We start from the raw sequence: 26,945 nt of genomic DNA on the forward strand, positions 1-26,945 counted from the left end.
GCCTGTTTTATCCTGAGGTGCTGGCAAGGAGAATCATATGCCCAGCAACCTTCCTAAAACACATGAGAGTTTCCTGAATCAGGTCTGCGACGCGGTCGCAGTCGACGAACGGCTTAACGCACTTCTGATCGGCGGGTCGTACATTCACGGCGGGTTCGACGAGAATTCCGACCTAGACTTCGTCATCGTCGTCAATGACGAAGATTATGAGGACGTCATGGCCACGCGCTTGGCTTTCGCGAAGACCCTTCCTGGTCTTGTCAGCGCTTTCACCGGCGAGCATGTCGGGGAGCCGCGTCTTCTGATCTGCCTCTATGGTCCCCCGCTCCTGCATGTCGATCTGAAATTTATCCTGGCATCTGATCTCGACCGCCAAATCGAGCGACGGGCGATTTTGTTCGCCCGGAAGCCGGCCGAGATGGCGGCCCGTGTTCAAGCCGGAGAGGTCGAGTGGCCCAACCATTCATCGGACTGGTTTGAAGCACGGGCCTGGATATGGCTGCATTATGCGGCCACCAAGCTTGCCCGTGGCGAACTCTACGAGGCAATAGGGATGCTTGCATTCTACCGGGAACAGGTTCTCGGTCCGCTACTTTACCGCCGTGCAGGCAAAAACCAGCGGGGTGTCAGACGCCTCGAGACGCTGGCATTGGACGAACAGGGAATGCTTGCCGCAACCGTGGCCACGAATGACGCTGCCTCCGTGAAAAGAGCGATAGAGGCATGCATTGCCATATATATGGACCTGAGAGCCGATGACCCGCCGTCACTGCCGACAGAAGCAATGCCTAAACTGCTGCGCGACTTTATCGATAAGGTAAACTCCACCGGCGAGGTTCGCACCCGATGACCCAGGCAGCGACGGGCACGTCTCGACGTTTGTCTCTCGTGTCACTCCTGGTGCGCGACTACGACGAGGCGATCTCCTACTATGTCGGCAAGCTCGGCTTTCGACTTCTGGAGGACACGAGGTTATCAAGTGAAAAGCGGTGGGTCGTCGTCGGCCCTGGAGGCGGTCAGGCATCCCTGCTCCTCGCCAAGGCCGTTGGCGAACAGACCGACGCTATCGGGCGACAGGCGGGCGGCAGGGTGTTCCTTTTCCTGGAAACGGATGACTTTGCCCGTGATCATGCTCGCTACTTGGAGGCGGGTGTCACTTTCCGCGAACAGCCAAGAGTGGAGGCTTACGGTAAGGTTGCCGTATTCGAGGACTTATACGGCAACCCGTGGGACCTGATCGAACCAACTATGTCCTACGCCTTTTGATTCCAAAGTGAGCTGACAGCTTATCGGCTGTCAGCTCGCTTCGGGTCTGCTCCGTCATGAGTAACTCCACGGCATCAGCACATCGATTCGGCTCTGCTTGTGGCCGCTGACGATGGCGGTCAGCGTAGCAGTCAGATAGGCAAACGGATCAACCGAATTGAGTTTGCAGGTCTCGATGAGGGAGGCGATGGTCGCCCAGTTCTCCGCTCCCGCGTCATGTCCGGCAAAGAGAGAATTCTTACGGTTCAGAGCTATCGGGCGGATGGTTCGCTCGATGCTGTTGTTGTCGATCTCGACGCGACCATCGGTCAGGAAAACACAAAGCCCATCCCAGTATTTGGCGATATAAGCGAGTGCTTCGCCGAGCGGCGACTTGCCAGAGACGCGGGCACGATGATGCGTCAGCCAGGTCCGCATGTCGGCGACCAATGGCGCTGACCGTGCCTGCCTTCCGGCCAAGCGGGCGTCGGCGTCGCGACCGCGCAACGCTGCTTCGATGCGATAGAGGTCGCCGATCCGCTTCACGCCTTCCTCGGCAATTGGTGCCGAGCCGGTGCGGGTGATCTCGACCAGCCTGCGCCGTGCGTGAGCCCAACAATAGGCGAGCTGGATGTCGGGCCCGGCGCGTCCCGGTGCGAGCAAGCGGTTATAACCCGCGTAACCATCCACCTGAAGGACGCCTGTGAACCCTTGCAATATCCGTTCGGCATGCTGGCCACTGCGACCCGGAGCATAGGTGAAGGCGACGCCTGGCGGAGCACCTCCACCCCACGGTCGGTCATCGCGAGCCAGCGCCCAGAAGTATCCGGTTTTGGTTTTGCGAGAGCCGGGATCGAGGACCGGCGCACGGGTCTCGTCCATGAACAGCTTGGTGGACCGCTTCAGGTCGGTGATCAGAGCGTCGAAGACCGGGCGAAGCTCGAATGCTGCCCGGCCGACCCAGTCGGCGAGCGTGGAGCGGTCGAGATCAACGCCCTGGCGACTCATGATCTGGGCCTGTCGGTAAAGCGGCATGTGATCGGCATATTTGGAGACCAGCACATGCGCGATGGTCGCCTCCGTTGGCAACCCGGCGTGGATCAATCTTGCAGGCGCTGGAGCCTGGGCAACGCCGTCGGTGCAGGTACGGCACGCATACTTGGGACGACGAGTAACGATGACGCGGAACTGCGCCGGGATGACATCCAGCCGCTCGGAGGCGTCCTCGCCGATGCAATGCAGACCGCCGCCGCAGGCGCAGATCAGGCTTTCCGGTTCGATGATCTCCTCAACGCGAAGAAGATGGGCGGGCAGAGAGCCGCGATTGGCGGCACGGAGTTTAGGCTGCGGCTTCCCAGAGGCGCTATCGGCTTCATCTTCGGCATGGATGGCCGCAATAGCGGTTTCCAGGTCCTCCAATGCGAGGTCGAATTGCTCGGGATTGGCCTTCTCGGATTTGCGGCCGAAGGCGGCCAGCTTGAATGCGGCAACCAGCTTCTCCAGCCGCTCGATCCGGTCATCCTTGCGAAGTTCACGCGCTTGCGCCGCGATCAGCATCGCCTTCAGCGCAGCAACATCATCGGGAAGATCGGCGGCGTCTAACATGATCGAAGTCTATCAAAATCAGCGTCGCTTCGCCGTTGGAATTTACCGCCCGAGTCATAGTGCCGCATCTATTCGATGGTGTCCGGCGGTCTCGCCTCTACGGAACGGACGCGACGCCAATCAAGGCCTGCAAACAACGCTTCGAATTGGGCATGGCCCAGCGTCATCAAGCCGTCCTTGATACCCGGCCAGGTGAAGGTGTGTTCCTCCAGCCGCTTGTAGGCCATCACCAGACCGCTGCCATCCCAGTAGATCAGCTTCAATCGATCCGCTTTCCGGGACCGAAACACGAAGACCGTCCCTGTGAACGGGTCCTTGTGCAGTTCGTTCTTGACCAGCGCCGCCAGACCATTATGGCCCTTGCGGAAATCTACCGGCTTTGTCGCCACCATGATCCGGACGCGGTTCGATGGAAAGATCATGACGGGACCGCGCAGGCACGCGCGACAGCGGCGATGCGCTCGGCAGACGCACCTTCTTCCAGCCGAATGATGACGGACCCGACGATGATCTCGGGACGGCTGGTCTTTTTGATCGGCGGTTCCGAAACAGGTGCAGCAACTATGACCGCTGCGAACTCCACCGCATCCCCAGGTGCAGGCAAAACCAACTTGCCCTGCCGCGCCATCGTTCGCCAGGTGGAGAGGTGGTTCGGCTTCAGGCCATGTCGCTCTGCGACTTCATTTACCAGCGCTCCGGGCCGAAGACTTTCCGAAACGATTTGTGCTTTAACGTCATCCGGCCAGTGCCGGTGAAACTCACGTCCAGACTTCCTGGTCGTGAGAACCTCCAATGTACTCTCCATGGAGAAACTCCCGTTGCTCGTCCATGGATAGGCGATCACAGATCAGGTCCGTAAGGACAACGTGGGAGCGGAACACCGGTTACGGTAAAAGCCACGCTTGTCGATACGAATTGATGAAATACCGACCTTCTCTAATTCTTCGGCTAGCATTTTGTAGGTGTCGGCCTGTAAGCCCACCTGTAGTGAATTTCCGTCACGATCCGTTGGACCCGATCCTGGAATAATGACGACGATGTTGTCAGCGTTCGCAACATTGATCAATTCGCCAACCAAAGCGCCTTGTGGTCCATCAATTTGAACTGGTTCAGACATGGCAGCGGTAGGGAAGATGCAAGCGAAAACGAGGGGGCGTAGAATTCTGAGCGGAGACAGCATGACAGTCATTCTGTGACAAACCCATTGACATGCCAAGTGCCAAGCCGTCTCAATTTGTATAACTACCTCTTATCACGACCTACGCGAATGGCCTATTCCATTATGTTTGGCTTGGCGATTGGATCAATGAGAGACGCAGTCATCCCTACAATATATAGTTCAGAGCGAAGTGACCGGAACTGAGACGTTATTCCATTTTCCTTTGCCATTATCTGCGGGAATATGAGGAGCAATATCAGCTACTCTACGCACATGCAGCGCAGGCTTATCTTTGCTCATGTCCCAAATATGAAATATATAAGCATCACTGGACTTTTCAGCTTTATTCCATTCATTTCTGGTCAGGATGAATCGAAGCGGCGACACGGACGTCGATTTTACCTCGATCAGCCGAGTTTGAATTCCTGTGTGTCCATGATCATAAGACAGAACATCGTAACCAGCGTAATTATCATCGAAACCCGGCCATTCAGGCTGTTTGTCAATGCCCATGGCTTTGAGCCGTTCACGCTCGTGATCAAGTGTTAGTATCTCCGCAAACCGGCCCTGTTCCATCTTTTCCTGATCACTTCTGAGGCGTGCGTAACCGGACACTATATCCCACCAAACCACCACATGGTGCGGCGTGGGGTCGTCCAAGAGTCCCGCGGCTGCAAAAACGTCTTGATCGTTAGGGTCGAGTGTTTGAACGAATCGTCTGCGACCGCTGCGCATGGCTTTCGACCAGATCGGTTGGTGCTTGAGTAGTACTGCCTTGATACAACTTTGATAAAACGCATGTCCATCCAACGGACAATCGGTTTCAACCAAGGAAGAAAGATGAACTGACGCCTCCATGTCTAGCGTATGAGCATCAGCCTCGACCTTTTCAATGAGGCGAAGAAGGTCGGCTGTGCTCAAAGCAGGATGTTGAGCCATATACCGCCGCAGCAAGCGTAGTCCTTCAAAGCATGGTAGAGAAAAAACACGCTCAGTAGAGAAGAGGATAGTCATTCATCCTCCAGCGGAACATCAGCCGCATTGCCCTCCAATTCGGCGATCAGATCAATAATATCTTGCATCTCGATATCGTAATCGATGGGATCAGCGGCTTCTTCTTCGTCGAAAGCAATTTCGTGCAAATCAGGGTCATCGAGTAGCATCTGCATATTACGAATTTTGTCGACAAGTCTGCGGCTAACAGACATATCAATACTGCCAATTACTGGCGGGGCTTTGGATCTGTAAATATGAATATGGGTTTCCTGGTCCGGTGGGAGCCCTAGGCGATGGATCCGGTCAATCGATTGTAGATAGTGCGTAGAAACGTAGCTCCGGTCGGCGTAAATAGCGTTGTGACATACAGTATGTAAACTTATGCCTTCCCCAGCAGCCGCCGGGTTCGCAATCAGAACAAAGCAACTCGAGTCTTCGTGAAAGCGCCGAATTCGCCCTTCTCGACTATCGGGATCAGATACCAAGCCGGAAGGCACCCCGCCGTGGATGTATACCGGGTTCAAATCTGCAAGGGAGGAAGCGAAACTGTGGATGGTATCAGTGAATATCGTCCAGATAACGGACTTCTGTCCCTGACGAGCCAGCGTATAAGCGTGATCCATTACTGCACGCATTTTGGAAGAATGGCCTTCTTCTAGCACGAGATCAACGATGCCGGAATTAATCACCGTATCGTCATTGCCCATCGCGCTAAGCGCAAGAACGGGATTTACAGAAAGCTGTAAAAGCCGCATGACAGATCTGCGGGCCTTTAGAAATTGGGCGCTATCTATACCGTGTGAGACTTGTTTTGAATAGTTTCGAAGAAACTCGTTTCGAACCATTGAATAAAGGGCAAGTTGACCATCATCCATCGTGACGTCAATAAAATGTCGTTTAGCTTTCGGAAGGCCAAGCTCCTGTTTTGTTGTACGAACATACAGATTTCCGAGGACTTCACGGGGTGATTTTCCATGAGATATTTCGAGGCCGTATCCATGTCCTGGCCAAAGAAAGTCAAGTTGAGATTCAATATCTGAGGCCGCTTGAGGCATGGGAGTTCCCGTGAGAATATCGCGCCGGACCGGATCATCGGCGATGCGCAGGAAAAATGCCCCGCGCTGTGAATTCCAGCCTGCCTTCATGCGGTGGGCTTCATCTAAAACCAAGTGCGTCTCAGTGGTAGCAAAATGCGTGCTTAACAGACCTTGTTGTCGTATCGCCATATCATATGAAATGACAAATCGGGTCGCACCGGAGCGAAGGGCTTTTCGGGTTTGTTCCTCCGTGCCATTCAAAAGAGTGAAGGGCTCAGCTGCGTCATCCGGCGCGGCTTCGTCCATGCATTCACCCACAATATCTTGCCACGCTTGGAAAGCTGCTTTGGGAGCTACGACAATGAAATGCTGGCCGGACTTTCTTGTGAGCAAATGCAAGGCAAATGTCACTGTGGTCTTTCCCGCGCCGGGCACCGAAAAATTTGCCCCGTTGCTCAAAGAAAGCAGGTGCGACAAATCACGAACCTGAAACGGCTTCAACGCTCGCTTAGTGAATCCCTGCGCTTTCAGACGCTCTTCAATTTCTCGAGGCGTTAATGCTATTTTGAGGTCAGTACGTTGGGCGCGAGTTTTCTTGAGCTGAGCCGAGAAGATGTTGATCTTTTCCGCAGCATTCCCTTCTGGTCTGAAGCGAAAGTTCATATCTATCTGATTTGCTTTGCTGCCAAGCTCCCTGATCACGCCAAGCGTGTCGGGCCAAGAGAGAGTTATTTCACCGCCAGAAATGGTGTGATCAAGCTTCTTGGTTCGTATCGCCAGCTTTAGGCGCGCCCAGATTGAGGTCTCCAGCCTGTCAGGCATTACAGCGAACGTACCACTGTGATCCACATTATAGCGAACGGCTACGGCAGTGGGCTCATCGTTCACGAACACTTACTCCTAATCTTCCGCCCGAACGTTAGCGCGCCCGATCTCCTGCCGTTTAGCGACAGCTCGCTCGATTCTGTCAAGCGAATTACGGATGGTCTCAATTTGCTTGAGCATAGCTGGAAGTGTTTTTGCTCCCGCATAGCTGACATCGACGCCCGTGATTTTTGAGTTGATCTGTGACAAAGCTCGCAGTGCCGCCTGCTCGTTCTTCTGGCCTTTATCTAGCTCTAACACCGTTTCACAAGCATCAATTAGCGTCTCGATAACGTCGTCTTTCGACGTCTCGTCACGCAATGCTTCGATAATGGCGGTATAATCCTTGGTTGTATCGTCCGCGTCGATGTCAACCGCAAAATCGTCATCGTCGACGTGAGTACTTTGACTATCGATCAAGTCCAGTTGTTCTTCTAAAATCTCGAGTACTTTTGGCGCCAATTTACCGAAGGCAGCGTTCAGACGATACAAACGACCAGTTATCTTATTGCGGTTCTCATAAATAGACCAAGCAATAGCACGGCTTGCATTCTGGAGATTGGCATCTTTCCTTGCGATGTTTTTTGGCAAATCGCCGAAAATTTGTTGGCCTTCTTGTACGAGATCATACTCACCGGGCTTTTCAAGCCATTCGCTTAGATAAAGGTCAGCTTCGTCAAGAGCTTGAAGCACGTTCTCGATATCGACTCTGCTCCGACGGAGTCGATCCGCTACTTCTTTCGTCGACCTACCTTTATCCACCTGCCTTCTAATTAAGCGCGCGTCCCCTATCCAGTCGTAATCCAGCTTTGTCTGAGGACGGGCTTGAAGATCAGCTTCGATGTCGTCGATTTCATCACGTGAAATATCTGAGGGTAGAACAGCGCATCGAACGTTCGTAAAACGTTCGTCGACAGCACCATCATTTTTACGCATAAGCTCGCGCATTGCACTGAGGCGGCGGTTGCCATTAACCACTATTCCCGAACTGCTGATCAAAATGGGTTCACGCTGGCCATCCTGATCTAGTACATTAATGATGGGTGTTACAGAGCCGGATCCTTGCTTAGCCAGCTTTATAAGAATTTCATGTTGGGACTGCTGCACGGTCGTGAGTTCTTGACCTTTCGCAAAATAGTCCTTGTCCAGACCTTCTCTCGCAATCTCCGTTTGCTGAGCGCTGAAAGTGCGGCAATTTTCCATTCTATAAAGTGGGACAGCAATGGGAAGAGAAATAACTTTGGGAGTAAACGTGCCGCTCCTGAAATCGAAGATGGTCTCGCCAAATTCGGACGATGCAGCTAACCGCTTTTCGATCATGGCCTCGCGTTCTGACCGTGGTGTTATCTTGATGACGTAGGTCATGATCCCTTTTTTCACTCAAAAGCGATAACGAGTATCGGCACTGTAATAACTCGATCGAAAAGCTGAAGCTCGTTGATAACGCGCTCAGCATTGGCGATATTATCGCCGATTAGGTTAGCCGCTCGCTTCGTGGGCAGAGCCAGTGCGGCGGCTTCAATACGCTGACTCTGAAAAAGATACTGCATTTTCAGCAGATCATAAGGGGCACGGCTCATGTTGCCGGTCTGCAACTGGAATGCTAGATCACCCTTCTGGCCAAAAACCTTGAGTTTATGACTCTGATCGAGATCAACGTTCAGCGCCCAACCTTCGTTCAGCAACTCTGTCTCAACATGTTCGCGAATTTCGGAAGTGCACCGCGGCTCAACTTTGATCGCCGGGGCTTCGAACACGTCTGTTAACCATTCCTTAAGTTCGCGCCGATCCCATTCCGCGCCAGCACTGTGATGATCGTCGTAAGTATAAGCGAGCTTCATGAATCTCTACTTCGCATCAGGGTCATAGACCGGCTTATTCATAGGACGCGTTCGCAATGTGCCGGCTCTAAGTTGATGAACACGATCCCAAGCAATATCGATATATCCCTGATCCAGATCGCAGCCAAAAGCATTTCGATTGTGTTTCAAAGCAGCAATAGCCGAAGATCCCACGCCAAGATATGGATCGAGCACATTCTCGCCTTCGTTTGTCAGGGCCAAAACAAGCCGTTCGACCAAGCCAACTGGAAACTGGCAAGGATGATCCGTTTTTTCAACGTGATTGGATTTGACGTTTGGAATATCCCAGACATCAGAGGGATTTTTCCCAAGGGGGTTGCTCGACAGCTCACCCTTGTTCGGTCCCTTAAAATGCTTCTTGTTTGGATACTTTGATGGTACCCGGATAGGATCTAGATTGAAAGTGTGGTCATCGGATTTCGTAAACCAGAGAATGGTTTCGTGCCGACCCGAAAACCTCCTTTGGCAATGCAATCCGTGGCCAAATGTCCAAACAATACGGTTGCGGAGCTGAAGACCATGATTCTTGAAAAGGGGATAGAGTATGATATCGAGCGGAAAAATCTCGCCACTATCGACATGGTTGCCTACCTGCCAGCAAATCGAACCAGTAGGAGAGAGAAGACGGACCGCTTCGGCAATACAGGCTGCTTGATCCTCTACGTATTTCTCTTGCGATCTACGTTTTTCGTATGGCTTGCCGATATTGTAGGGAGGGGACGTCACAACGAGACTCATTGACTCGTCCGGCAGACGGCGCATAAATTTAAGATTGTCTTCGCAGGATATCGTCGCTTGCGCATCTCTTTTCAGACGGAGAACCTTACCTGCGTCTTGCAGGTCGTGTCTGTTGTAAGCGTGAGCCGTTTCCCGTGCCATATGTCTTTCTCAGTTCAAATAACTCATAGCCGATTCGACGCAGGAATATAGCAAGGAATATTTACAAACCGTCCTCAAAATCCAAAATCGCAATTTAGGGTGCAACAGCTCATTTATCTATGAAATTGTTCACGTAGCGCTGAGGAAGTACTCCCTCGCAACCTATTGAAATTCTCGTGGTGGGAAAAGAGAAAACGTTCTTTGCTGCTTCAAGCTTCAAGTTAATTTAGGACGCTTTTCTGAGAAAAGAGCGGCGTAACATTATTCATATGACAGTTTGCTTTTCATATTTTTCAGAAGCTTTAACGACGTTGAGCTTTGGTCTGCATTCCCTTTCGGTGATAGAATTTCCATAATCTCGTCAATTCTGCTCTCCAGTTTATCTAGGCGCTTCTCTATTGTATCGTGTCGCGGGCCCCGCCGAACGGAGGCGGCATCCGGAATGTAATCCGGGAACGAGGCTTCTAGCCGGGACACAATTTCCCCATTTAGCGAGCGATTACTTTCAAGAGCCGCTGCTTCGATCTGTCGTTTAAGAGCTACGGGGAGGCGCAGCTTCATTTGAGCATCTTCCATCATGAACCATTTATGCCCCGCAATGGTCTTGACTGCAATATGAACCATTATTACCCTGTAATGGTTCATAATTGGAGTTAGGGTAATGACGGAAACTACAACGATCAGTGTGCGTTTACCGCCAGCCGAAGGTGCTTGGCTTGCTCTTCGTAAGAAGGAGAACCGTAGCAGCGTAAATGTCGAGATTGTTAACGCGATCCGTAGCGCTATGGCCGCAGATCCGCTTACGATAGCCATCCACGAATGCACTGTTCCCGGCGATGTGTTCTATACAGTGTCGCTTGGCAGGCACGGGGACGATTTTCATGAAGGTCATGACCGTGCTGGTGCATTCGCTGCAGCCTGTGCAAAAGCCAAAGAGCTTGGTTTGTCTCGCGCGGCCATACGCTTCTTCGTGGAGGATTTTACGATGGGAGCGCGCAATGTCTAACCGTGCAGCTGTATACGCCCGCTTCTCGACCGATCTCCAGAGCGAACGATCCACAGACGACCAGATTACCCTTTGCCGCACCTACGCAGATCGCGAAGGCTATCAGGTGGTCGCCGCATACGAGGACAAGGCCAAGTCAGGGGCCTCGATATTTGGACGTGACGGTCTTCAGCAACTGCTTGCGGACGCGGCCAATCAGAAGTTCGACGTCATTATCGTCGAAGCCATCGACCGTCTGGCCCGCGATATGGAAGACCTTGCCGGCATGCACAAGCGCATGTCGTTTCTTGGCATCAAGATACTCGCTGTACACGAGGGTGAGGCGAACACCGTCCTGGTCGGACTCCGGGGTCTCGTCAGCCAGCTGTTCCGTGAAGACAACGCTCACAAAGTGCGTCGTGGACTATCCGGTCGCGTTAAGCAGGGCCTGTCAGCAGGCGGCAAGGCATACGGCTACCGCCCCGACCCGCTCAAAAAGGGCGAACTGATCATCGACCATGATGAAGCGGCGATCGTGCAGCGCATCTTCCGCGAGTATGCCAGTGGCAAGTCGCCGCGTGCAATAGCGAGAGACCTGAACAGGGACAAGATTGTTCCACCACGTGGAAGAACTTGGTCAGCCTCGACCCTGAATGGCAGCGCCAGCCGACACAACGGGCTCCTTCGCAATCCGATCTACGACGGGACGCTGATTTGGAACCGTGTCCGCATGGTCAAGGACCCGAATACCGGCAAGCGCGTATCCCGGATCAATCCGAAGGATCAGTGGGAGGTCGTCGAGAAGCCAGAGCTTCGCATCGTCGACAAAATGATGTTCGCTAAGGTGCAGGCCCGCAAAGAGGAGACGGCACACGAGCCGCACTTCTACAGGCAGCGCCGGCCAAAGCACCTGTTCTCGGGACTGCTCAAGTGCGGGTGCTGTGGATCAGGCATGGTGACGACGGGGACCGACAAGAGCGGACGCAAGCGTATTCGCTGCAGCGGTTTCTCCCAGAGAGGCATCTGCGAAAAGCCGCGGACCTATTATCTGAATGTCGTCGAGGACCTGATCCTAGATACCCTGCGAAACGAGCTTCAGCATCCAGAGGTCATTTCTGCCTATGTGCAGGAGTACCACGCCGAACGTAAGCGTCTAGAGCTGCAGCGCACGAAATCAAGGGCGCAACTGGAGCAGCGGCTCGCAGCCGTGGAAGCAGAGGCGAAGCGTATCCTCGATATCGTCGTCAAGACGGACGCGCCTCCGGATTTCGCTCTAAGCCGATTGCAGGAACTGTCGGCAGAGAAGAAGCGGATCAACGCAGACATAGCGGAAACACCAGAAGCCGAGAAAATCGTGTCGCTGCATCCGACTGCTCTCGCCTTCTATGAGAAGCAGCTCCAGCGCTTGGGTTGCTATATCGGGGATACGATTGCCGAAGGTGATCTGGAGGCCGCTCAGGCTATACGAGATATTGTCTCGAAGATCGTGATCATTCACGGGGAAAATGAGGGTAGGGGCCGGTTCGAGAAATCCGACTTTACCGTAGAAATCCATGGAGACCTGACGAGGCTGCTTGGGCCGGAGACTGAGGAAGTCGTCGTCATTGGTATAAGTGGTAGCGGAGGAGGGATTCGAACCCCCGACACAAGGATTATGATTCCTCTGCTCTAACCTACTGAGCTACTCCGCCACGCGTCGCTTTACAGAGACAACTTCATGTTCGCCGTTTCCGGTGGGACAAATCGTTGTTCCTGCAAGGAATGGCGGCGGTATATGTGCGGAATGAAAAGCTGTCAAGCACTCTTCGCATAGCTTTCGTCTTGTTTTCTATCATTTGCACCGATAAGGAACTTGGCATCAGCAAAGGCATGGTTTTATGGCACCTCGTATTGCGGTTTTGGGTTGCGGCTATTGGGGCGGCAATCACATTCGTACCCTGAAGAGCCTCGGTGCCCTTCAGGCAGTTTCCGACGCGAAAGCAGAACAGGCAGAACGCTTCGCGGCGGAGTTCAATGTTCCCAACATTCCCGTCGATGAATTGTTCACGCGTTCAGACATTGACGGCATCGTCCTGGCATTGCCGGCACAGTTCCATTCACAATACGCCATCCAGGCAGTGAAGAACGGCAAGGACGTACTGGTCGAAAAGCCGATCGCGCTCGACATTCCGGCTGCGGAAGCCGAAGTCGAGGCCGCCCGTGAAAACGGTCGCGTGTTCATGGTCGGCCATGTGCTGCGTTTCCACCCGGCTTTCGAGAAACTGCTCGACATGGTGAAAAGCGGCGAGCTTGGCGATATTCGCTATGTGCATTCGCATCGCGTCGGTTTCGGCAAGTTCCACAATACGTTCGATGCATTGTGGGATCTTGCGCCGCACGATCTTTCGATGATCCTGGCTATCACCGGAGAAGAGCCGAGCGCGGTGCGGGGAGAAGGCGTGGCGACGCTCGATCACCTTACCGATATAGCTCATCTTCATCTCGATTTTCCCAATGGCATCCGCGGCCATCTGTTTGCGTCGCGCCTGAATGCCTATCGCGAACGCCGCCTGACGGTCACCGGCACGAAAGGCATGGCGGTGTTCGACGATGGCGAGCCGTGGGATCGCAAGCTTGCGCTCTACAATCATGAAGTCTGGCGGGAAAACGACCAATGGTCTTTCAAATCCGTCGAGCCGGTCTACATCCCGGTTGAAGAAGGCATGCCGCTGACACGTGAATTGCAGCATTTCATGCATTGCATCGAGACGCGCGAAAATCCGCGCACCGACGGCAAGGAAGCAATCAGCGTGCTGCGCATTCTCACGGAAGGTACTGTCAGGCACCCGCAGTAAATGTGGGGCGTGCGGGCCCGGTAACCTGCGTCAAGCGGTGTTACAGGAATCGCAAAACTTTGAACGCTCTGGCCATAGCGGGGCAGGGCGCAAGCGAATAAATAGGTTGCCGAGGATTCGCATATCGACTTGTGCGGGCCAGATATATTGGAGCCAACATGCAGTTTATTGATCTTGGAGCGCAGCGCGCGCGTATCGAAGACCGTCTCAATGCCGCCATTTCCAAGGTTGTTGCGGAAGGCCGTTATATTCTTGGACCGGAAGTAGCCGAGTTTGAAAAGAAGCTTGGCGAATATCTGGGCGTGGAACACGTCATCGCCTGCGCCAATGGCACTGATGCCTTGCAGATGCCTTTGATGGCGCGCGGCATCGGACCGGGCGACGCAGTGTTCGTTCCGTCCTTCACCTTCGCTGCCACGGCGGAAGTTGTTGCACTGGTGGGCGCCGAGCCGGTCTTCATCGACGTGGATGCGCAAAGCTACAATCTGAATGTCGAGCAGCTCGAAGCTGCCATCGCCGCCATCCGCAAGGAAGGCCGCCTGCAGCCAAAGGCGATCATCCCGGTCGATCTGTTCGGCCTGGCTGCCGACTATAACCGCATCAGCGCCATCGCGGATCGCGAAGACCTGTTCGTCATCGAAGACGCTGCGCAGTCGATCGGCGGCAAGCGCGATAACGTCATGTGCGGTGCTTTCGGCCATGTCGGCGCGACGAGCTTCTATCCGGCCAAGCCGCTCGGTTGCTATGGCGACGGCGGCGCGATGTTCACCAACGATGCCGAACTGGCCGACACGCTGCGTTCGGTCCTGTTCCACGGCAAGGGCGAAACCCAGTACGACAACGTTCGTATCGGGCTCAATTCGCGTCTGGATACGATTCAGGCAGCCGTTCTTCTGGAAAAGCTTGCAATCCTCGAAGACGAAATGGAAGCACGTGACCGCATCGCCAAGCGCTACAACGAAGCGCTGAAGGACGTCGTCAAGGTTCCGGCGCTCCCGGCTGGCAATCGCTCGGCATGGGCACAGTATTCCATCGAGAGCGATAACCGCGACGGCCTGAAGGCGCATCTTCAGACGGAAGGCGTTCCTTCGGTCATTTATTATGTGAAGCCGCTGCACCAGCAGACCGCATACAAGCACTATCCGGTTGCGCCGGGCGGCCTTCCAGTTTCGGAAAGCCTGCCGAACCGCATTCTGAGCCTGCCGATGCACCCCTATCTGTCGGAAGCCGACCAGGACAAGATCATCGGCGCCATCCGTGGGTTCCACGGCAAAAAGGCTTGATTTTTCTTGCGTGACTAACGAAAAACCCGGCGAAAGCCGGGTTTTTTATGTTTCAGGCTTGCAAGTTCAATTGCCAGGAAACACCGTATTTATCCTTGATCCAGGCGAAAAGCTTGCTGAAACCATAATTGTCGAGCGGCATCAGCGTCTCGCCGCCTTCCGAAAGCTTCTCGAAAACGCCGGTCAGGCTTTCCTCATCATGAAAGTCGACGAACAGCGATACGGACGGATTGAAATCGAACTGATGCGGGATGGGGCTGTCGATCACGATCAGCCGGTGTTCGGCAAAGGTCACGCGGGCAATCTGCACCTTGCCGGGGCTGCCGCTTGCTTCGTCATAGGTTTTGATCGACTCGATCAGGAAGTCCGGAAAGATCGAACGATATGTTTCCAGCGCCGCGCCTGCACTGCCCTGAAACATGAGATGGGTGCAAACCTGTGTCATGGCGGAAACGTAACACGGCCTCGCTGTTTTCGGCAATCGGGCTGCCAGGGCATTTGCGTCGTGAAATGCCTGAAACCGGTAAGAGCGGTCCTGACCATACCGGGAAAAACAGGAGCCGCTTTAAAGGTTCTTTTTCTTCAACCGCTTGTCGATGCGCGCGGCCACGAAGTGGGCGAGGGCCGGACCTGCCAGAAGCACGATGAAGAAGCGGCTTGTCTGCATCGCAATGATGAAAGGCAGGTCGACATTGCTCGATGCTGCGATGATTGCAACCGTATCCGCGCCACCGGGACTGGTGGCGAGATAGGCTGTCAACGGATCGAGCCCCAGCACATGGCCGAGCGCCATGCCGAAAAGCCCGCAGACGGCGATGAGGAGCAGCGTGGATGTCAGCACCGCCGGAAACGCGCGCGCCGCATGGGCGATGATGGCGCGCGAGAAGCCGAGGCCGATGCGCCAGCCGATGAGCAGATAGCTGACCGCGAGCAGCCATGGCGGCAGGTCGATGGTGATGAAGCCGGTGTCTTGAAGCAACGCGCCCAGTATGAGCGGCACGAGCATGGCGCCGGTCGGAATGCGGAGGAGTTCGCCTAGGAACGCGCCGACGACGATCAGCAGCAGTGTCGGGCCGAGGGTGAACCAATCGACGGGTGGAAACCATGTGATTTCGGCAGGTGCAACGGTTTCCACGCCTGTGCTGAGGCGCAGGACCAGCGAAGCGGCTGTGGCAACCAGCACCACGCGCAGATATTGCATGAAGGCGACGAGGCGGGCATCCGCGCCGTGGGATTCCGCCATCAGTGTCATTGCCGTGGCCGCCCCGGGGGAAGAACCCCATACGGCGGTTGTTCCTGGCAGAATGCGAAACCGCGCCAGCAGATAGCCGATGAAGGTGCTGGCAAAAAGCACGTAGCCCACGGATAGCAGGATGACGGGCAGGTGCTGCCCCATGCTCGTGAAGAACTCGGCAGTGATCGAACGCGCGATGAGGCAGCCGACGACGCCTTGTGCTGCGAGTGACAGCCAGCGGTGGACCCGCAGCGTGCTTTCGCCAGCAGCCATCAGGATTGCGCCAAGCATAGCGCCCAGAAGCATCGCGGCAGGCAGTTGCAGCTTTTCCCCTGCAAAGATCAGGATGGCGGAAAAAACGGCCAGAAGACCCAACTGGGCTGGTCTCGGCAAGGTCTTGACGCTGAATTTTGTGGAGGCCGAATTCGGCCCGGAGGGGGAGGATTTCTGCATTATGTCTTTTCACTACATCCGGCCCGGGAGCGATGCAAACCAAGATTTGCACGGCTTTGCGCAAATCTCCACGCTCCTTCCAGCCAACCGCAAAAGATTTTGGCAATTGTCATATTTGATCGGAAGAAACGGATGGTTCGTCAGCTTCTCCATCGGCAGTGTGAGAGACGGGGCGTGAAGCATGGGCGGCCCTGTCCATGGGGCGTTCACGCCAATTGCCAGTCAATGGAGAAGAAGGGTGATGAAACTAAAATATCTTCCAATGCCGAGCGACGAGGTGCGTGCTTTGCAAGCCGGTGGCAAGGATGCTTATGGCTGTGCGCCGGAGCGAACGGTTTCCGACGGAGACGGCAACCCCTGTCGCCATTGCCTTGACTTCGTACCGAAGGGGGCGAGCATGCTCATTCTCGCCTATCGCCCTTTTCCCGATGTTCAGCCCTATGCTGAAACCGGGCCGGTCTTTTTGTGTGCCGACCCCTGCGAGGCCTGGGCTGGAGAAGGTGTTCCGCCCATTTTGAAATCGAGTAAGGATTATCTGCTGAAAGGCTATACCGAAAGCCACCGCATCAAATACGGAACAGGGAAAGTCGTCGAGCGCGATGATCTGGCAGATTATGCCGCCGACCTGCTGGGTCGCCCGGAAATCAGTTTCGTCGACGTCCGATCTGCGCGCAACAACTGTTTCCAGCTGCGCATCAAGCGTGCAAGCTGAATTGACCGGAGGCCGGTTTGATCGGGGGAACACGAAAACACCGCCTGCGAGGCGGTGTTTTTCATCGTTGGGCAAGGTTGAGAAACGAAACGTCGATCAACCGATCATGGCGCGGCGCTGGTTGACCGGGCGCTCGATCACTTCCCTCGGAGCCTTGCCGCCGTCGCGTTCTTCAAGCGCTTCGGCTTTCGTCAGTTCGGTTTCCGCCGCCGACAATTCGGCTTCGGCCGCTTCCTTCTGGGACATCAGGTCGCGAATCGATACGAAGAGGTTATCGCGCCGCTGGCGAGCCGCCTTGGCGAAGGTCGGATAAGCGAAATGATTAATGTCAGTGATGCCAGCTTTTTTCTCTTCCGATAGAATCTGGGCGTCGAGTTCTCCGGCCATCCGTTCGAACTCGCCGATCATCAGGTCTAGCTGGCCCAGTTGACGGCGTTTTTCCTTCACCTGGAACAGTTTCAGCCTGACTAGGCTTTCACGTGGCTTCATACGCAATACTCCTTGAACACCAACCAGCTTTCATGTGTTGGGGCGTTCCCCCCGACTTTATTAACAGGTGTGAACGAGCAAAACGCACCCGGCCTGCACCCGAATCTCCTTGCGAATTCAAGCCCCTGAAGGGGAAATCATCGCAGCCGTTCTTCCGAAATGGCTCAACAAGCGAAACAAAAAGTTAAGAATTCGCTCGTTTGGTAACCATTCCTTTACCGGCGAAGTTAATCATACGCGTTAGGACTTAAGGCTCGGTAAACCTCGTGTGGTTTTTCGGCAACAGGCGAAAGCTAGAGTCAGATGAATCGCTTAGCGAAGATTCTTAATGCGATGCTTTAGAGTCGTGAGGAAGAGAATGTCTTTATGATTCAGGCGCGTAAGAGAATTTTCTAAACAGGGCAGAAATATGCTTGCCAAGCAGAATCATATTTTGTTAACCATTTGCTGGCACCTTCATGCAAAGGCAACGATAGTTCCGTGTGCTGCCGTGAGGGACATCGGGTCGGCTGCGGAAAGGGGATAAGAGATGCGCGTCCTTTTGATTGAAGACGACAGTGCTATCGCACAGAGCATCGAGTTGATGCTCAAGTCCGAGAGTTTCAATGTCTACACGACCGATCTGGGCGAAGAAGGCATCGATCTCGGCAAGCTATATGATTACGACATCATCCTGCTGGACCTGAACCTGCCGGATATGTCTGGTTATGAAGTTCTTCGCACCTTGCGTCTGTCTAAGGTGAAGACGCCGATCCTTATCCTTTCCGGCATGGCCGGCATCGAGGACAAGGTTCGCGGTCTGGGCTTCGGTGCCGACGACTACATGACCAAGCCGTTCCACAAGGACGAACTGATCGCACGTATTCATGCGATCGTGCGCCGTTCGAAGGGGCATGCGCAGTCGGTCATCACGACGGGCGACCTCGTGGTCAATCTGGATGCGAAGACGGTGGAAGTCGCCGGCCAGCGCGTTCACCTGACCGGCAAGGAATACCAGATGCTGGAGCTTCTTTCGCTCCGCAAGGGCACGACGCTCACCAAGGAAATGTTCCTCAACCATCTTTATGGTGGCATGGACGAGCCGGAACTGAAGATTATCGACGTCTTCATCTGCAAGCTGCGCAAGAAGCTCGATGCTGTTTCCGGTAGCCAGAGCTACATCGAGACGGTCTGGGGTCGCGGTTATGTGCTGCGTGAGCCGGATGCGGAAATGCGCGAAAGCGCCTGATCGGCAACAGGCTTCGAAATGTAAAAAGCTCCGCTTCGGCGGAGCTTTTGCTTTTTGGAGTGACCGTTTGCCCCGGCTTTCAGGCGGACAGAACGCCTGCAAACTGTTCAGTGAGATAGGCGCGGTCGAATGGCTTGAGAATATAGCCGTTGGCGCCTGCGCGCTTCGCCCGCATGATGCGGGTGACGTCGAGTTCATAAAGACAGAGGATAATCCGCAGCTTGTCGCCGCCCGGCATGGCGCGCAGTTCGGTCACGACTTCCAATGCCGTCATGTCCGGCAGGTCGTAGTCGAGCAGCATGACGTCGGGCATGCGCGAAAAACAGGTTTCGAGCGCTTCCCGGCCGGTCGAGGCTTCAGCAAATTCGGCTATGGTTTCGGAAAGGATGCGGCGGGCGACCTTGCGAATGACCGATGAGTCATCCACCAGCAGGCAATAAGCTGCCATTGGTTCATTCGCCATTCAGACCCCCCTTACAGATATGTGATGATCGCCGCGCCTTCGACGACATTCGAGGCAAATCCTCATCGGAAATGCATGTTTGTCTGATAGAGGGTTTTATGATGGTTTGCCAGTGCGAGCGCGGGCTGGTCCCGCGCTCGCAAACGCTTATTCAGCAGAAAATACGATGTCTTCCGCGGTTGCGTGGATTGAAATCTTCATGCCGGCCTCTTCGGCCAGCAGAAGGGTATAGTAAGGCTGGACGGAATGGGCGTCGATTGGCTCTTCCGGAGCGGCGCCGGAATGAAGCTCAAGGAATTTGGGCGGAACGCGCAGCATGCGGCCCTTCACGGTGATAACGAAGCGCGGCTCGGTATCGCCGCCTTCAAGCCGCACGGCAAGCGAACCGCCGCGTGGAATGGCTGCGTTGCCGATCAGCAGCATGTTGAGGAGCAGCTTGACCTTGTTCTTGGGCAGAAGGACGCGGGTGCCTTCCCAGGTGAATTCCGGCTTTTCATTCTTGAAGTATTCTGTGGCAACGTTCTGCGCGTCGCCGGTGTCGATCTGTACGCCAGCCGAGCCTGCCGCGCCGAAAGCGATGCGGGCAAACTGAAGCCGGGCAGAGGCGTTGCGGGCGCTCGACTTGATGAGCGCCATTGCGTCTTCGTCGGCTCCGCCTTCTTCCAGCAGTTCCAGACCATTGTTGATCGCGCCGACCGGCGAAATGATGTCATGACAGATCCTGCTGCACAGAAGCGCACCGAGGTCGAGTGCGGAAAGGGTAACGGGCATTGGCATGGCGTTTTCTCCGGAACGCGGATTGATCCCGGCCTCCGAGCGGGTCGGATAACAGGATCGTTATCGGTTAACGAGACAGCCCGCAAAGCCAGTGTTTGCGCGGCTGCATGAAGATGGGCGAATCGCCCTGAATATCGATTTAACTGGATACACGCGCCACCGGACCGCCGCAACAAAGCTCTCTTTTTGATCCGTCGGGCTACCCCCACAGCTTCACACCATGGGAGAAATTCCCTGCCTTCGTAAAGTCAATTTCAGTGCTTAAAGGTTTGCACAATAAATTCGGGTCTAAAATAGGCGCGATTCGACCAAAATGTCCGTAAGAGACGTGGTCTGGCTTTTTAACAGGGCCGTCAGACAGAGGAGCGGAGAGCCAAAAGGAATTTTACATGGCCACACAATCCCTGTCGCAAATCAGGTTCCGCAATGCGGCGTGCTTCGTTGCGTTTTTTGCGGCGCTGTTTGTTTCTTTCATCGCCCTGCCAAATCAGGCCAGGGCACAGAACACATACACTGCCGAGGAAATCGTCGAATCTGGTCACAGGTTCTTCGGGTCGGCTTCGGGTGGAATCGCAAGCGCGGTCGAGAAGGCGTTCCAGAGTTTTGGTCTGCCCAACGGCTATATTCTTGGTGAGGAAGGTTCCGGGGCCTTCATCGGCGGCCTGACCTATGGCGAAGGCACGCTCTATACCAAGAATGCGGGCGACCATAAGACGTTCTGGCAGGGCCCCTCGCTTGGCTGGGATTTCGGCGGGCAGGGTTCTCGCGTGATGATGCTCGTCTATAACCTCGACGACATCCAGAACCTTTACGGTCGTTACGCCGGTGTCGCAGGTTCTGCCTATGTCGTTGCCGGTGTCGGCTTCAACGTCCTCAAGCGCGAGAACATCATGCTTGTGCCGATCCGCACCGGCGTGGGCGCGAGGCTGGGTGTGAATATCGGTTACCTGAAGCTGTCTGGTGCTCCCACCTGGAACCCGTTCTAGGGCCTGGTTGCCAATGAGTGCCTTTTCAGCCGGTGATTGTTTTGCTGGCTGGAAAGACGGTCGGCTGCGCACTATGAATAGTAAATGCTTGTCTGAAACCGCTCGGGCCCATGTGAAACCGTGATCCAGTCCGCTCTCTTTTTCATATTCGGCGTTCTTGTGACGGTTTTCGTCGTGGTGCTGCTTGGCCCTTCGGTCTGGCGGCGTGCCTTCTTTCTGGCGCGGCGGCAGGTCCAGGCGGAACTGCCGATCACACTCGCCGAGATTCGCGCCGACCGTGACGGGCTGCGCGCAGAATATGCCGTTGCGGTCAGCAGGCAGGAACAATTGCTGAAGCTCGAACGCCAGAAGAATGCCGAGCAGAAGGTGTTGCTCGCCCGGCAATATGAAGAGCTGAAACGCATTCCGTTGCTTGAGGCAAGTCAGGCTGATATCGAGAAGCAGCTGGCCGAACACGAGCGGATGGCGAAAGAAGCCGGTAGCGCGCGGGATACAGCGCTGGAAAAGGCGCAAATCCTCCAGGCTGAACTGGAACGGATGCAAAGCCATTACGCCGCGCTTGAGGGATTGGCCGATACATTGCGTATCGAGATAAGTGGAAGCGAGACGGAATACAGCCGTCTGACAAACGAGATGACCGAAATGCGTCGAGATCGCAAGGAAGCCGCAGCCCGTTACAACGAAGTTTCCACCCAGTTGACCTCGGCGCAGACCGAGCTGAAAAGCGAGAAGCGGCGCAACAGCGAGTTGCAGCAGAAACTTGAGAAGCTGATTTCCGAGCTTTCCGATGCACAGGAAAAAATCGAGCGCTACAGCCGCCGGAAAGCTGGCGTGGACGACAGTCCCGATTTGGCGGAAATCGAGCGCGAGAATGCAGCCCTTCGCGAAGAAATGGCTGCACTTGCCGCCCGGATGGTAGCGGCGACCGCCGAAAAGGAAGGACCGGGCTCGCCGATCCATTCAATTCTCGAGGCAGCCGAAAAGGCGGATGCAGGAAAAGGCAGGAAGGCCGGCCCCAAGAGCCTGGCGCGCCGCATCCGCGACCTGCAATAGGCCATCGTTCAGCGACTATTCCTTGCCCAGAACATCCGACCAATCGGGATGGCGCATCGCCTGCGCATGCATGAAGCTGCAACGCGGGATGATCTTCCACCCGCTTCGCCGGGCGTCCAGAACAGCGTTCTTGGCAAGCGCCTGCGCGACGCCTTTGCCGCGCATCGTGTCCGGTACGAAAGTATGGTCGATGGATATCAGCGAGGGGCCAAGCTTCGTATAGGTCATTTCGGCTTCACTGCCGTCGAGAACAGCCGCATAGCGCCCGCCGTCGGAACTGTCTTCCTTGCGAATCTCGATCGTCCCACTCATGCCATCCTCCTGAACATTGTGTGTCTGGATCAACGCGCCAAGTTCACAACATAGGAACGGAATGTGCAAATAAAAACCGGCCACGAGGGCCGGTTTTCGATTTGTCGATCAATGCCCCTTTCACGGAAGACTTGTTCCGCCGGAGGCCCGATCCTCGCCCTTCCAAAACCGGTCCCGGTTTCGAGGGGCGGTTTTAGTGACGATATTGTTGAATTCTGGTGGTCCTGAGGCCGGCGAGACCATGCTCATCGATTGAGGATTGCCAGGAAAGGAATTCCTCCACCGTCAATGTATAACGCTGGCATGCCTCCTCAAGGCTCAGAAGTCCGCCCCGCACCGCGGCGACGACTTCAGCCTTGCGGCGAATGACCCAGCGCCTTGTATTGGCGGGGGGGAGGTCCGCGATGGTCAGCGGGCTGCCATCAGGACCGATAACATACTTTATACGCGGTCTTACCAGATCGGTCATTGTACTCTCTACACAACACTCAAGGACCTAATCGAGTAGGAGACTAACGCGACAGCTTTAAAAATTACCTAAGCAGCTGGTAACTCTCTGGTAAGACTTGAAAAAATACTCGTTATGGCGCTTTTGCGGGCATTTTTGGGGCATAGGATGGGAAAACTTCACGGTGAAGTGTCCGCTGCCTGTCGCAATCCGGACAATGATTGTTCCCTGACCCTTGGCAAATTGCCGCAGTTTAGCCTATATAGGGCGCAGAAACCTAAATTTTGAGAAGCAGGGCAATTGCCCGGAAGCTGGAATCAATCATGAGCCTGAACAGCCTCGATCTGCCGGGAAAGCCGGAAGACACGCGCGTTGTCGTCGCCATGTCGGGCGGCGTCGATTCATCTGTTGTGGCCGGGATTCTCAAACGTGAAGGTTACGATGTCGTTGGCGTGACGCTGCAGCTTTATGATCATGGCGCAGCCGTTCATCGCGCCGGTTCCTGCTGCGCGGGACAGGACATCGAAGATGCCCGCCGCGTTTCGGAAAGTCTCGGCATTCCGCATTATGTCCTCGATTACGAAGCACGCTTCCGCGAGGCTGTGATCGATCCTTTTGCGAATTCCTATGTCAGCGGCGAAACGCCCATTCCGTGCGTTTCATGCAATCAGACGGTGAAGTTCGCCGATCTCCTGCAAACCGCGCGTGATCTCGGCGCCGATGCACTGGCGACAGGGCACTATATCCGTAGCCGCGCCAATGGTGCGCATCGCGCGCTCTATCGTCCGGTCGATACAGATCGCGACCAGAGCTATTTCCTCTTTGCCACCACGCAGGAGCAGATCGACTATCTGCGGTTCCCGCTCGGTCATCTGCCAAAGGCGCAGGTGCGCGAAATTGCTGAGGAAATGGGCCTGACTGTGGCCAAGAAGCAGGACAGCCAGGACATCTGCTTCGTGCCGCAGGGCAAATATTCCGACATTATCTCCAAATTGAAGCCGGAAGCGGCCAATCCGGGCGATATTGTCCATATCGATGGGCGCACGCTCGGCCGCCATGATGGCATCGTGCATTACACGGTCGGCCAGCGGCGCGGTATCGGCGTCGCCACGGGCGAGCCGCTCTATGTCGTTCATCTCGATGCCGCCAATGCGCGGGTTATCGTCGGTCCGCGTGAAGCGCTGGAAACGCATAAAGTTTTCCTGCGCGACATCAACTGGCTGGGCGATGCGCCGATTGGCGATCTGCCTGAAGGTGGAATGGAAGTGTTCGCCAAGGTCCGCTCGACGCGCCCGCCGCGCCCCGCCGTGCTGCGTCATGCCGATGGCCAGACCTGGGTTGAACTGGTCGATGGCGAAAGCGGCATCGCTCCTGGACAGGCCTGCGTGCTCTATTCGGACGAAAGCAATACGGCGCGCGTCTTCGGCGGCGGCTTTATTGGCCGTTCGGAGCGTGAACCGCAGGCGGAAGAAATGCTGCGCCGTCTTGTTGCCAATACGGCAAGCGCCTCGGCAGCCTGATAGTACTTTCCTGCTGCATCAAAAACCTCCGGTTCGAAGCCGGAGGTTTTTTGTTGAGAGCATTTCCAGCAAAATTGCGAAGCGTCTACGCGGGGAAATCAGTTCACTGGACTGATTTCTTATCCCGCTTCGATGCGTGGGATAATGCGGCAATACGAATAGTTAGAGCGGTTCCGCTGTTTGCCTTTTAATCGGAAGCGCCCTGGAGCATGTCGCCCCGAAGCGCGAACCGGCCAGGGCAATTTCCGGTGATCCAATCAAAACAGGAATTACTCGGAAGCCGCTCAAGTAAATTTGCTGAACCGCGAGAGGGCAATGCCCGATGCGGTTGCGACATTCAGGCTGTCGAACGCTGTGGACATGGGAATCCGCGCCGTCTGAAGCTTCTCAAGTAACCTTGGTGGCAATCCTTCCCCTTCGGTCCCGAGCAGGAGTGCGTGACGGTCTTGCTTCGCCGCATCATAGATGCTGAGCGTTGATGACGGGCTGAGCGCCAGCAGATTGAAGTTGGCATCGCCGAGCGTGGCGATGATTTCATCAATGTTGCCGCCGTGGAAATAGGGGACTTTCAGCGTCGCGCCGACCGATACACGGATGGCCTTGCGATAAAGCGGGTCGCAGCAGGTTTCATCCATCAGCACGCAGTCTGCCTCGAAGGCTGCGGCATTGCGAAAAATCGAGCCGACATTGTCGTGATTGGAAATGCCGCACAATACCACGACGAGCGATCTGGCGGGGAGGGCTCCGAGCATCGCTTCCAGACCGGGCTGTGGTTTGCGACGGCCGACAGCGAGAATGCCGCGATGAACGTGAAATCCCGCAACTGCATCCATGACAGCCTGCGGGACGGAATAGACGGGAACATCGGGTGGGAGTTGGCCTAGTTGTTCTCCGAGACCTGCGAGCCGGTTTTCCAGAACGAGCAGCGATTCCGTTTCGAATCGTGCGGAAGAGGAAAACAGGACGTTCAGAACCACCTTGCCTTCAGCGATGAAACGCTGCTGGCGCCCCACGAGGTCTTTCTCGCGAATGCTGCGATAAGGGGAAAGGCGTATGTCGTCCGGATCGTCAATTGGATGGACGCAAGGATGGACGCAGCCGTGCGAATGAGAACTTTCTTTCATCGCACGGCTGTGACCTCATGATGTTATGCGTGAGCGACCGCCGCCAGATTATGTCTGCGCGGTGTTGGACTCATATACAGACTCGAGAGTGTCGACAACATCAACTCGATATGCGGCGAAGAGACCATGTAGTAGATGGTCTGCGCGTCGCGCCGGGTTGAAACGAGATCAAGAGCTCGTAGTTTTGCCAGGTGCTGAGACAAAGCGGATTGGCTAAGGTCAATCGCCTTGGCAAGCGCACCGACGGACATTTCGTTATGAAGCAACTTACACAAAATTAGTAATCGCTTATTGTTAGCAAGTGCCGAAAGGAAATCGGCGGCCTGGTCTACATTTTCAATCAAATCAAAGAAAGTATCTTGGTTGCTCATTTGCCGTCATACCCCCGTAAGACTGGACAAAGTTAAAAATATACATGCGAATTTCCATAAGCATGCATATTCAAAATAGTGCTATAAGCTGCTTTTGAAAAGCCCTTGCTTATATTCAATCCAGTATAAAGACGTGCAATTTCGTCCCAAAAAAAATGCGGTTTTGTTTCAGGGGGCTTTATTTTACCGTTTTGTCAGTGTTGTAACAGCTTCCCCCAGAGAATCGGGCTGCGCCGAAAATACGTGACGAAGAACCAGATCGCCACTGGTAATATCGGCACCATCGGGGTCGATACCCACAATTTTGAACTGTTCCCGAAGCGCGTCTGATTTCGAAAGCCCGCGCGCAATATGTGCGATTTCCAACGCGTAATTTTCATTCAGATTGTCAAGCGCCTTCTGTTCGCCTTCGGCAAAGTTGGCGCTGACGGAAGCTGCGCATAGCAAATCGTCCCGCGTCAGATTGAATGCCTTGCCGAAACCGCCGTTAAGGCTGGCGCTTTCCAGTTCGAGGCGGAAGAAGGCGAAATCTCCAAGATCCACATAGAGCGAACCCTTCGGATTATGATTGAGATAGCGCCTGCGGATGCGCGGATAGTCGGCGTCGGTTTTCTCAACCTTTCGCGCCTGGCAGTGGAGGGTGACGCGGGCATGGGCGAGGGGGTCTCCCTTGCCGACCTCGCCGAGCAGAAGCGAGCAGGCAGGGTTTGCCAGCAGGCCCGGCGTATGCGCGGCCAGTCCGGAGACCAGAATGAGCGGTGTGCCATCCACGTCTGTCGCAACGGCAACGCGGCTTGCCAGCGGCCTGCCGGTCGCCGCGTCAAAAACGGCAATTGCACCGTAGCGCGACGTGCGCAGCAACGACTTGGCAAGCTGGATGGCTTCGGGCGTGGTCGGACGGATAGGATTGGCTTCGGGCATGGTCTGCAGGACTCAAATATGACTTTTATTGTCCACTTAATACGACGCCTCTTCCCAAAGCGCCAGTCAATTCGGCGGTGGCCTGACAGGGCTGATGCGGGACAC

Annotated in this window: 30 protein-coding genes, 1 tRNA gene and 1 pseudogene; 11 read left to right on the forward strand and 21 right to left on the reverse strand. The window is 55.1% G+C overall.

Annotated features, from left to right (window positions below; translation table 11 throughout):
- Positions 1-37: 37 nt before the first annotated feature.
- A complete protein-coding gene (locus tag JNC63_RS09180; protein ID WP_171319522.1) occupies positions 38-850 on the forward strand; it encodes a nucleotidyltransferase domain-containing protein in 813 nt (270 codons plus the stop codon).
- Positions 847-1,266 (forward strand): VOC family protein, encoded by a 420-nt coding sequence (locus JNC63_RS09185; protein WP_171319523.1) that lies wholly within the window; start codon positions 847-849, stop codon positions 1,264-1,266. The genes JNC63_RS09180 and JNC63_RS09185 overlap by 4 nt, the downstream gene beginning before the upstream one ends.
- 54 nt (positions 1,267-1,320) lie before the next feature.
- On the opposite strand, the gene tnpC is transcribed toward JNC63_RS09185, so the two are convergent.
- From tnpC to JNC63_RS09235, 10 genes are all read right to left on the reverse strand, one after another.
- Positions 1,321-2,850, reverse strand: a complete 1,530-nt coding sequence (gene tnpC / locus JNC63_RS09190; RefSeq protein WP_121539284.1) for an IS66 family transposase — start codon at positions 2,848-2,850, stop codon at positions 1,321-1,323.
- Positions 2,851-2,918: 68 nt separating this feature from the next.
- Positions 2,919-3,272 (reverse strand): IS66 family insertion sequence element accessory protein TnpB, encoded by a 354-nt coding sequence (gene tnpB / locus JNC63_RS09195; protein WP_147438021.1) that lies wholly within the window; start codon positions 3,270-3,272, stop codon positions 2,919-2,921.
- Entirely contained in the window at positions 3,269-3,655 is a 387-nt protein-coding gene (tnpA, locus tag JNC63_RS09200; RefSeq protein WP_147438022.1) for an IS66-like element accessory protein TnpA, read from the reverse strand. Before tnpA ends, tnpB begins: the two co-directional genes overlap by 4 nt.
- Before the next feature lie 42 nt (positions 3,656-3,697).
- Complete coding sequence (locus JNC63_RS09205; protein ID WP_374846260.1) at positions 3,698-4,039, reverse strand: hypothetical protein; 342 nt, start codon at positions 4,037-4,039, stop codon at positions 3,698-3,700.
- A gap of 150 nt (positions 4,040-4,189) precedes the next feature.
- Positions 4,190-5,023 (reverse strand): protein NO VEIN domain-containing protein, encoded by an 834-nt coding sequence (locus tag JNC63_RS09210; RefSeq protein WP_374846261.1) that lies wholly within the window; start codon positions 5,021-5,023, stop codon positions 4,190-4,192.
- Entirely contained in the window at positions 5,020-6,930 is a 1,911-nt protein-coding gene (locus tag JNC63_RS09215; protein WP_374846262.1) for an SNF2-related protein, read from the reverse strand. Before JNC63_RS09215 ends, JNC63_RS09210 begins: the two co-directional genes overlap by 4 nt.
- Before the next feature lie 12 nt (positions 6,931-6,942).
- A complete protein-coding gene (locus tag JNC63_RS09220; protein ID WP_374846264.1) occupies positions 6,943-8,271 on the reverse strand; it encodes a hypothetical protein in 1,329 nt (442 codons plus the stop codon).
- An 11-nt stretch (positions 8,272-8,282) separates the two neighbouring features.
- Positions 8,283-8,747, reverse strand: coding sequence for a BglII/BstYI family type II restriction endonuclease (locus tag JNC63_RS09225; protein WP_374846266.1), 465 nt, complete (start codon positions 8,745-8,747; stop codon positions 8,283-8,285).
- Between the two features lie 6 nt (positions 8,748-8,753).
- Positions 8,754-9,647, reverse strand: coding sequence for a DNA-methyltransferase (locus JNC63_RS09230; RefSeq protein ID WP_374846267.1), 894 nt, complete (start codon positions 9,645-9,647; stop codon positions 8,754-8,756).
- 261 nt (positions 9,648-9,908) lie between these two features.
- Positions 9,909-10,271 carry an Arc family DNA-binding protein gene (locus JNC63_RS09235; protein ID WP_374846268.1) on the reverse strand — a complete coding sequence of 121 codons (363 nt, stop codon included), beginning with the start codon at positions 10,269-10,271 and terminating at the stop codon, positions 9,909-9,911.
- A gap of 37 nt (positions 10,272-10,308) precedes the next feature.
- Here JNC63_RS09235 and JNC63_RS09240 point away from each other — a divergent pair, with 37 nt between their 5' ends.
- Both JNC63_RS09240 and JNC63_RS09245 read left to right on the forward strand, forming a co-directional pair.
- A complete protein-coding gene (locus tag JNC63_RS09240) occupies positions 10,309-10,653 on the forward strand; it encodes a hypothetical protein (protein WP_374846269.1) in 345 nt (114 codons plus the stop codon).
- Positions 10,646-11,659 (forward strand): annotated as a pseudogene (locus JNC63_RS09245) (recombinase family protein); the annotation flags it as partial. The gene JNC63_RS09240 and the pseudogene JNC63_RS09245, both read left to right, overlap by 8 nt.
- Positions 11,660-12,246: 587 nt before the next feature.
- Here JNC63_RS09245 and JNC63_RS09250 read toward each other — a convergent pair.
- A tRNA-Met gene (locus JNC63_RS09250) sits at positions 12,247-12,323 on the reverse strand.
- Positions 12,324-12,509: 186 nt separating this feature from the next.
- On the opposite strand from JNC63_RS09250, the gene JNC63_RS09255 reads away from it, so the two are divergent.
- Both JNC63_RS09255 and JNC63_RS09260 read left to right on the forward strand, forming a co-directional pair.
- The gene (locus tag JNC63_RS09255) at positions 12,510-13,466 is read left to right on the forward strand and encodes a Gfo/Idh/MocA family protein (RefSeq protein WP_063620693.1); all 957 of its coding nucleotides are present in this window, start codon (positions 12,510-12,512) and stop codon (positions 13,464-13,466) included.
- A 158-nt stretch (positions 13,467-13,624) separates the two neighbouring features.
- On the forward strand, positions 13,625-14,749 hold the full coding sequence (locus JNC63_RS09260) for a DegT/DnrJ/EryC1/StrS family aminotransferase (protein ID WP_063620695.1): 1,125 nt from the start codon (positions 13,625-13,627) through the stop codon (positions 14,747-14,749).
- Between the two features lie 52 nt (positions 14,750-14,801).
- On the opposite strand, the gene JNC63_RS09265 is transcribed toward JNC63_RS09260, so the two are convergent.
- Together JNC63_RS09265 and JNC63_RS09270 are read right to left on the reverse strand one after the other, a co-directional pair.
- Entirely contained in the window at positions 14,802-15,194 is a 393-nt protein-coding gene (locus JNC63_RS09265; protein WP_006472630.1) for a VOC family protein, read from the reverse strand.
- A gap of 120 nt (positions 15,195-15,314) precedes the next feature.
- Positions 15,315-16,436, reverse strand: coding sequence for an AbrB family protein (locus JNC63_RS09270; RefSeq protein WP_063620697.1), 1,122 nt, complete (start codon positions 16,434-16,436; stop codon positions 15,315-15,317).
- A 181-nt stretch (positions 16,437-16,617) separates the two neighbouring features.
- Between JNC63_RS09270 and JNC63_RS09275 the strand changes: the two genes are divergently transcribed.
- Positions 16,618-17,148, forward strand: coding sequence for a DUF1203 domain-containing protein (locus JNC63_RS09275; RefSeq protein ID WP_312352141.1), 531 nt, complete (start codon positions 16,618-16,620; stop codon positions 17,146-17,148).
- A gap of 96 nt (positions 17,149-17,244) precedes the next feature.
- On the opposite strand, the gene JNC63_RS09280 is transcribed toward JNC63_RS09275, so the two are convergent.
- The gene (locus JNC63_RS09280; RefSeq protein WP_006472627.1) at positions 17,245-17,637 is read right to left on the reverse strand and encodes a hypothetical protein; all 393 of its coding nucleotides are present in this window, start codon (positions 17,635-17,637) and stop codon (positions 17,245-17,247) included.
- A gap of 529 nt (positions 17,638-18,166) precedes the next feature.
- Here JNC63_RS09280 and ctrA point away from each other — a divergent pair.
- A complete protein-coding gene (gene ctrA, locus JNC63_RS09285; RefSeq protein WP_006467396.1) occupies positions 18,167-18,865 on the forward strand; it encodes a response regulator transcription factor CtrA in 699 nt (232 codons plus the stop codon).
- Positions 18,866-18,944: 79 nt separating this feature from the next.
- Here ctrA and JNC63_RS09290 read toward each other — a convergent pair whose 3' ends face one another.
- Together JNC63_RS09290 and chpT are read right to left on the reverse strand one after the other, a co-directional pair.
- Positions 18,945-19,328, reverse strand: coding sequence for a response regulator (locus JNC63_RS09290; protein WP_031346816.1), 384 nt, complete (start codon positions 19,326-19,328; stop codon positions 18,945-18,947).
- A gap of 147 nt (positions 19,329-19,475) precedes the next feature.
- Entirely contained in the window at positions 19,476-20,105 is a 630-nt protein-coding gene (gene chpT, locus JNC63_RS09295) for a histidine phosphotransferase ChpT (RefSeq protein WP_006467394.1), read from the reverse strand.
- A gap of 389 nt (positions 20,106-20,494) precedes the next feature.
- Between chpT and JNC63_RS09300 the strand changes: the two genes are divergently transcribed.
- Together JNC63_RS09300 and JNC63_RS09305 are read left to right on the forward strand one after the other, a co-directional pair.
- Positions 20,495-21,091 (forward strand): DUF1134 domain-containing protein, encoded by a 597-nt coding sequence (locus tag JNC63_RS09300; RefSeq protein WP_006467392.1) that lies wholly within the window; start codon positions 20,495-20,497, stop codon positions 21,089-21,091.
- A gap of 144 nt (positions 21,092-21,235) precedes the next feature.
- The gene (locus JNC63_RS09305; RefSeq protein ID WP_170873267.1) at positions 21,236-22,144 is read left to right on the forward strand and encodes a coiled-coil domain-containing protein; all 909 of its coding nucleotides are present in this window, start codon (positions 21,236-21,238) and stop codon (positions 22,142-22,144) included.
- Positions 22,145-22,159: 15 nt separating this feature from the next.
- Here JNC63_RS09305 and JNC63_RS09310 read toward each other — a convergent pair whose 3' ends face one another.
- The gene (locus tag JNC63_RS09310) at positions 22,160-22,456 is read right to left on the reverse strand and encodes a GNAT family N-acetyltransferase (protein ID WP_006472625.1); all 297 of its coding nucleotides are present in this window, start codon (positions 22,454-22,456) and stop codon (positions 22,160-22,162) included.
- Positions 22,457-22,649: 193 nt separating this feature from the next.
- Positions 22,650-22,925, reverse strand: coding sequence for a CtrA inhibitor SciP (gene sciP, locus JNC63_RS09315; protein WP_002964694.1), 276 nt, complete (start codon positions 22,923-22,925; stop codon positions 22,650-22,652).
- A 302-nt stretch (positions 22,926-23,227) separates the two neighbouring features.
- Here sciP and mnmA point away from each other — a divergent pair, with 302 nt between their 5' ends.
- Complete coding sequence (gene mnmA, locus JNC63_RS09320; protein ID WP_025090540.1) at positions 23,228-24,424, forward strand: tRNA 2-thiouridine(34) synthase MnmA; 1,197 nt, start codon at positions 23,228-23,230, stop codon at positions 24,422-24,424.
- A 284-nt stretch (positions 24,425-24,708) separates the two neighbouring features.
- Here the strand turns inward: mnmA and JNC63_RS09325 are convergent, their stop codons facing one another.
- The 3 genes from JNC63_RS09325 to JNC63_RS09335 all read right to left on the reverse strand — a co-directional run bounded on the left by JNC63_RS09325 (position 24,709) and on the right by JNC63_RS09335 (position 26,840).
- Positions 24,709-25,548, reverse strand: a complete 840-nt coding sequence (locus JNC63_RS09325) for a TrmH family RNA methyltransferase (protein WP_063620703.1) — start codon at positions 25,546-25,548, stop codon at positions 24,709-24,711.
- 23 nt (positions 25,549-25,571) lie between these two features.
- Entirely contained in the window at positions 25,572-25,919 is a 348-nt protein-coding gene (locus JNC63_RS09330; RefSeq protein ID WP_006467382.1) for an ArsR/SmtB family transcription factor, read from the reverse strand.
- A gap of 183 nt (positions 25,920-26,102) precedes the next feature.
- Positions 26,103-26,840: a HugZ family pyridoxamine 5'-phosphate oxidase gene (locus tag JNC63_RS09335; protein ID WP_063620705.1), complete on the reverse strand. Its 738-nt coding sequence runs from the start codon at positions 26,838-26,840 to the stop codon at positions 26,103-26,105.
- Positions 26,841-26,945: the final 105 nt, after the last annotated feature.

Origin of the sequence: Brucella ciceri (assembly GCF_041930145.1) — a bacterium.
GTDB lineage: Bacteria > Pseudomonadota > Alphaproteobacteria > Rhizobiales > Rhizobiaceae > Brucella > Brucella intermedia.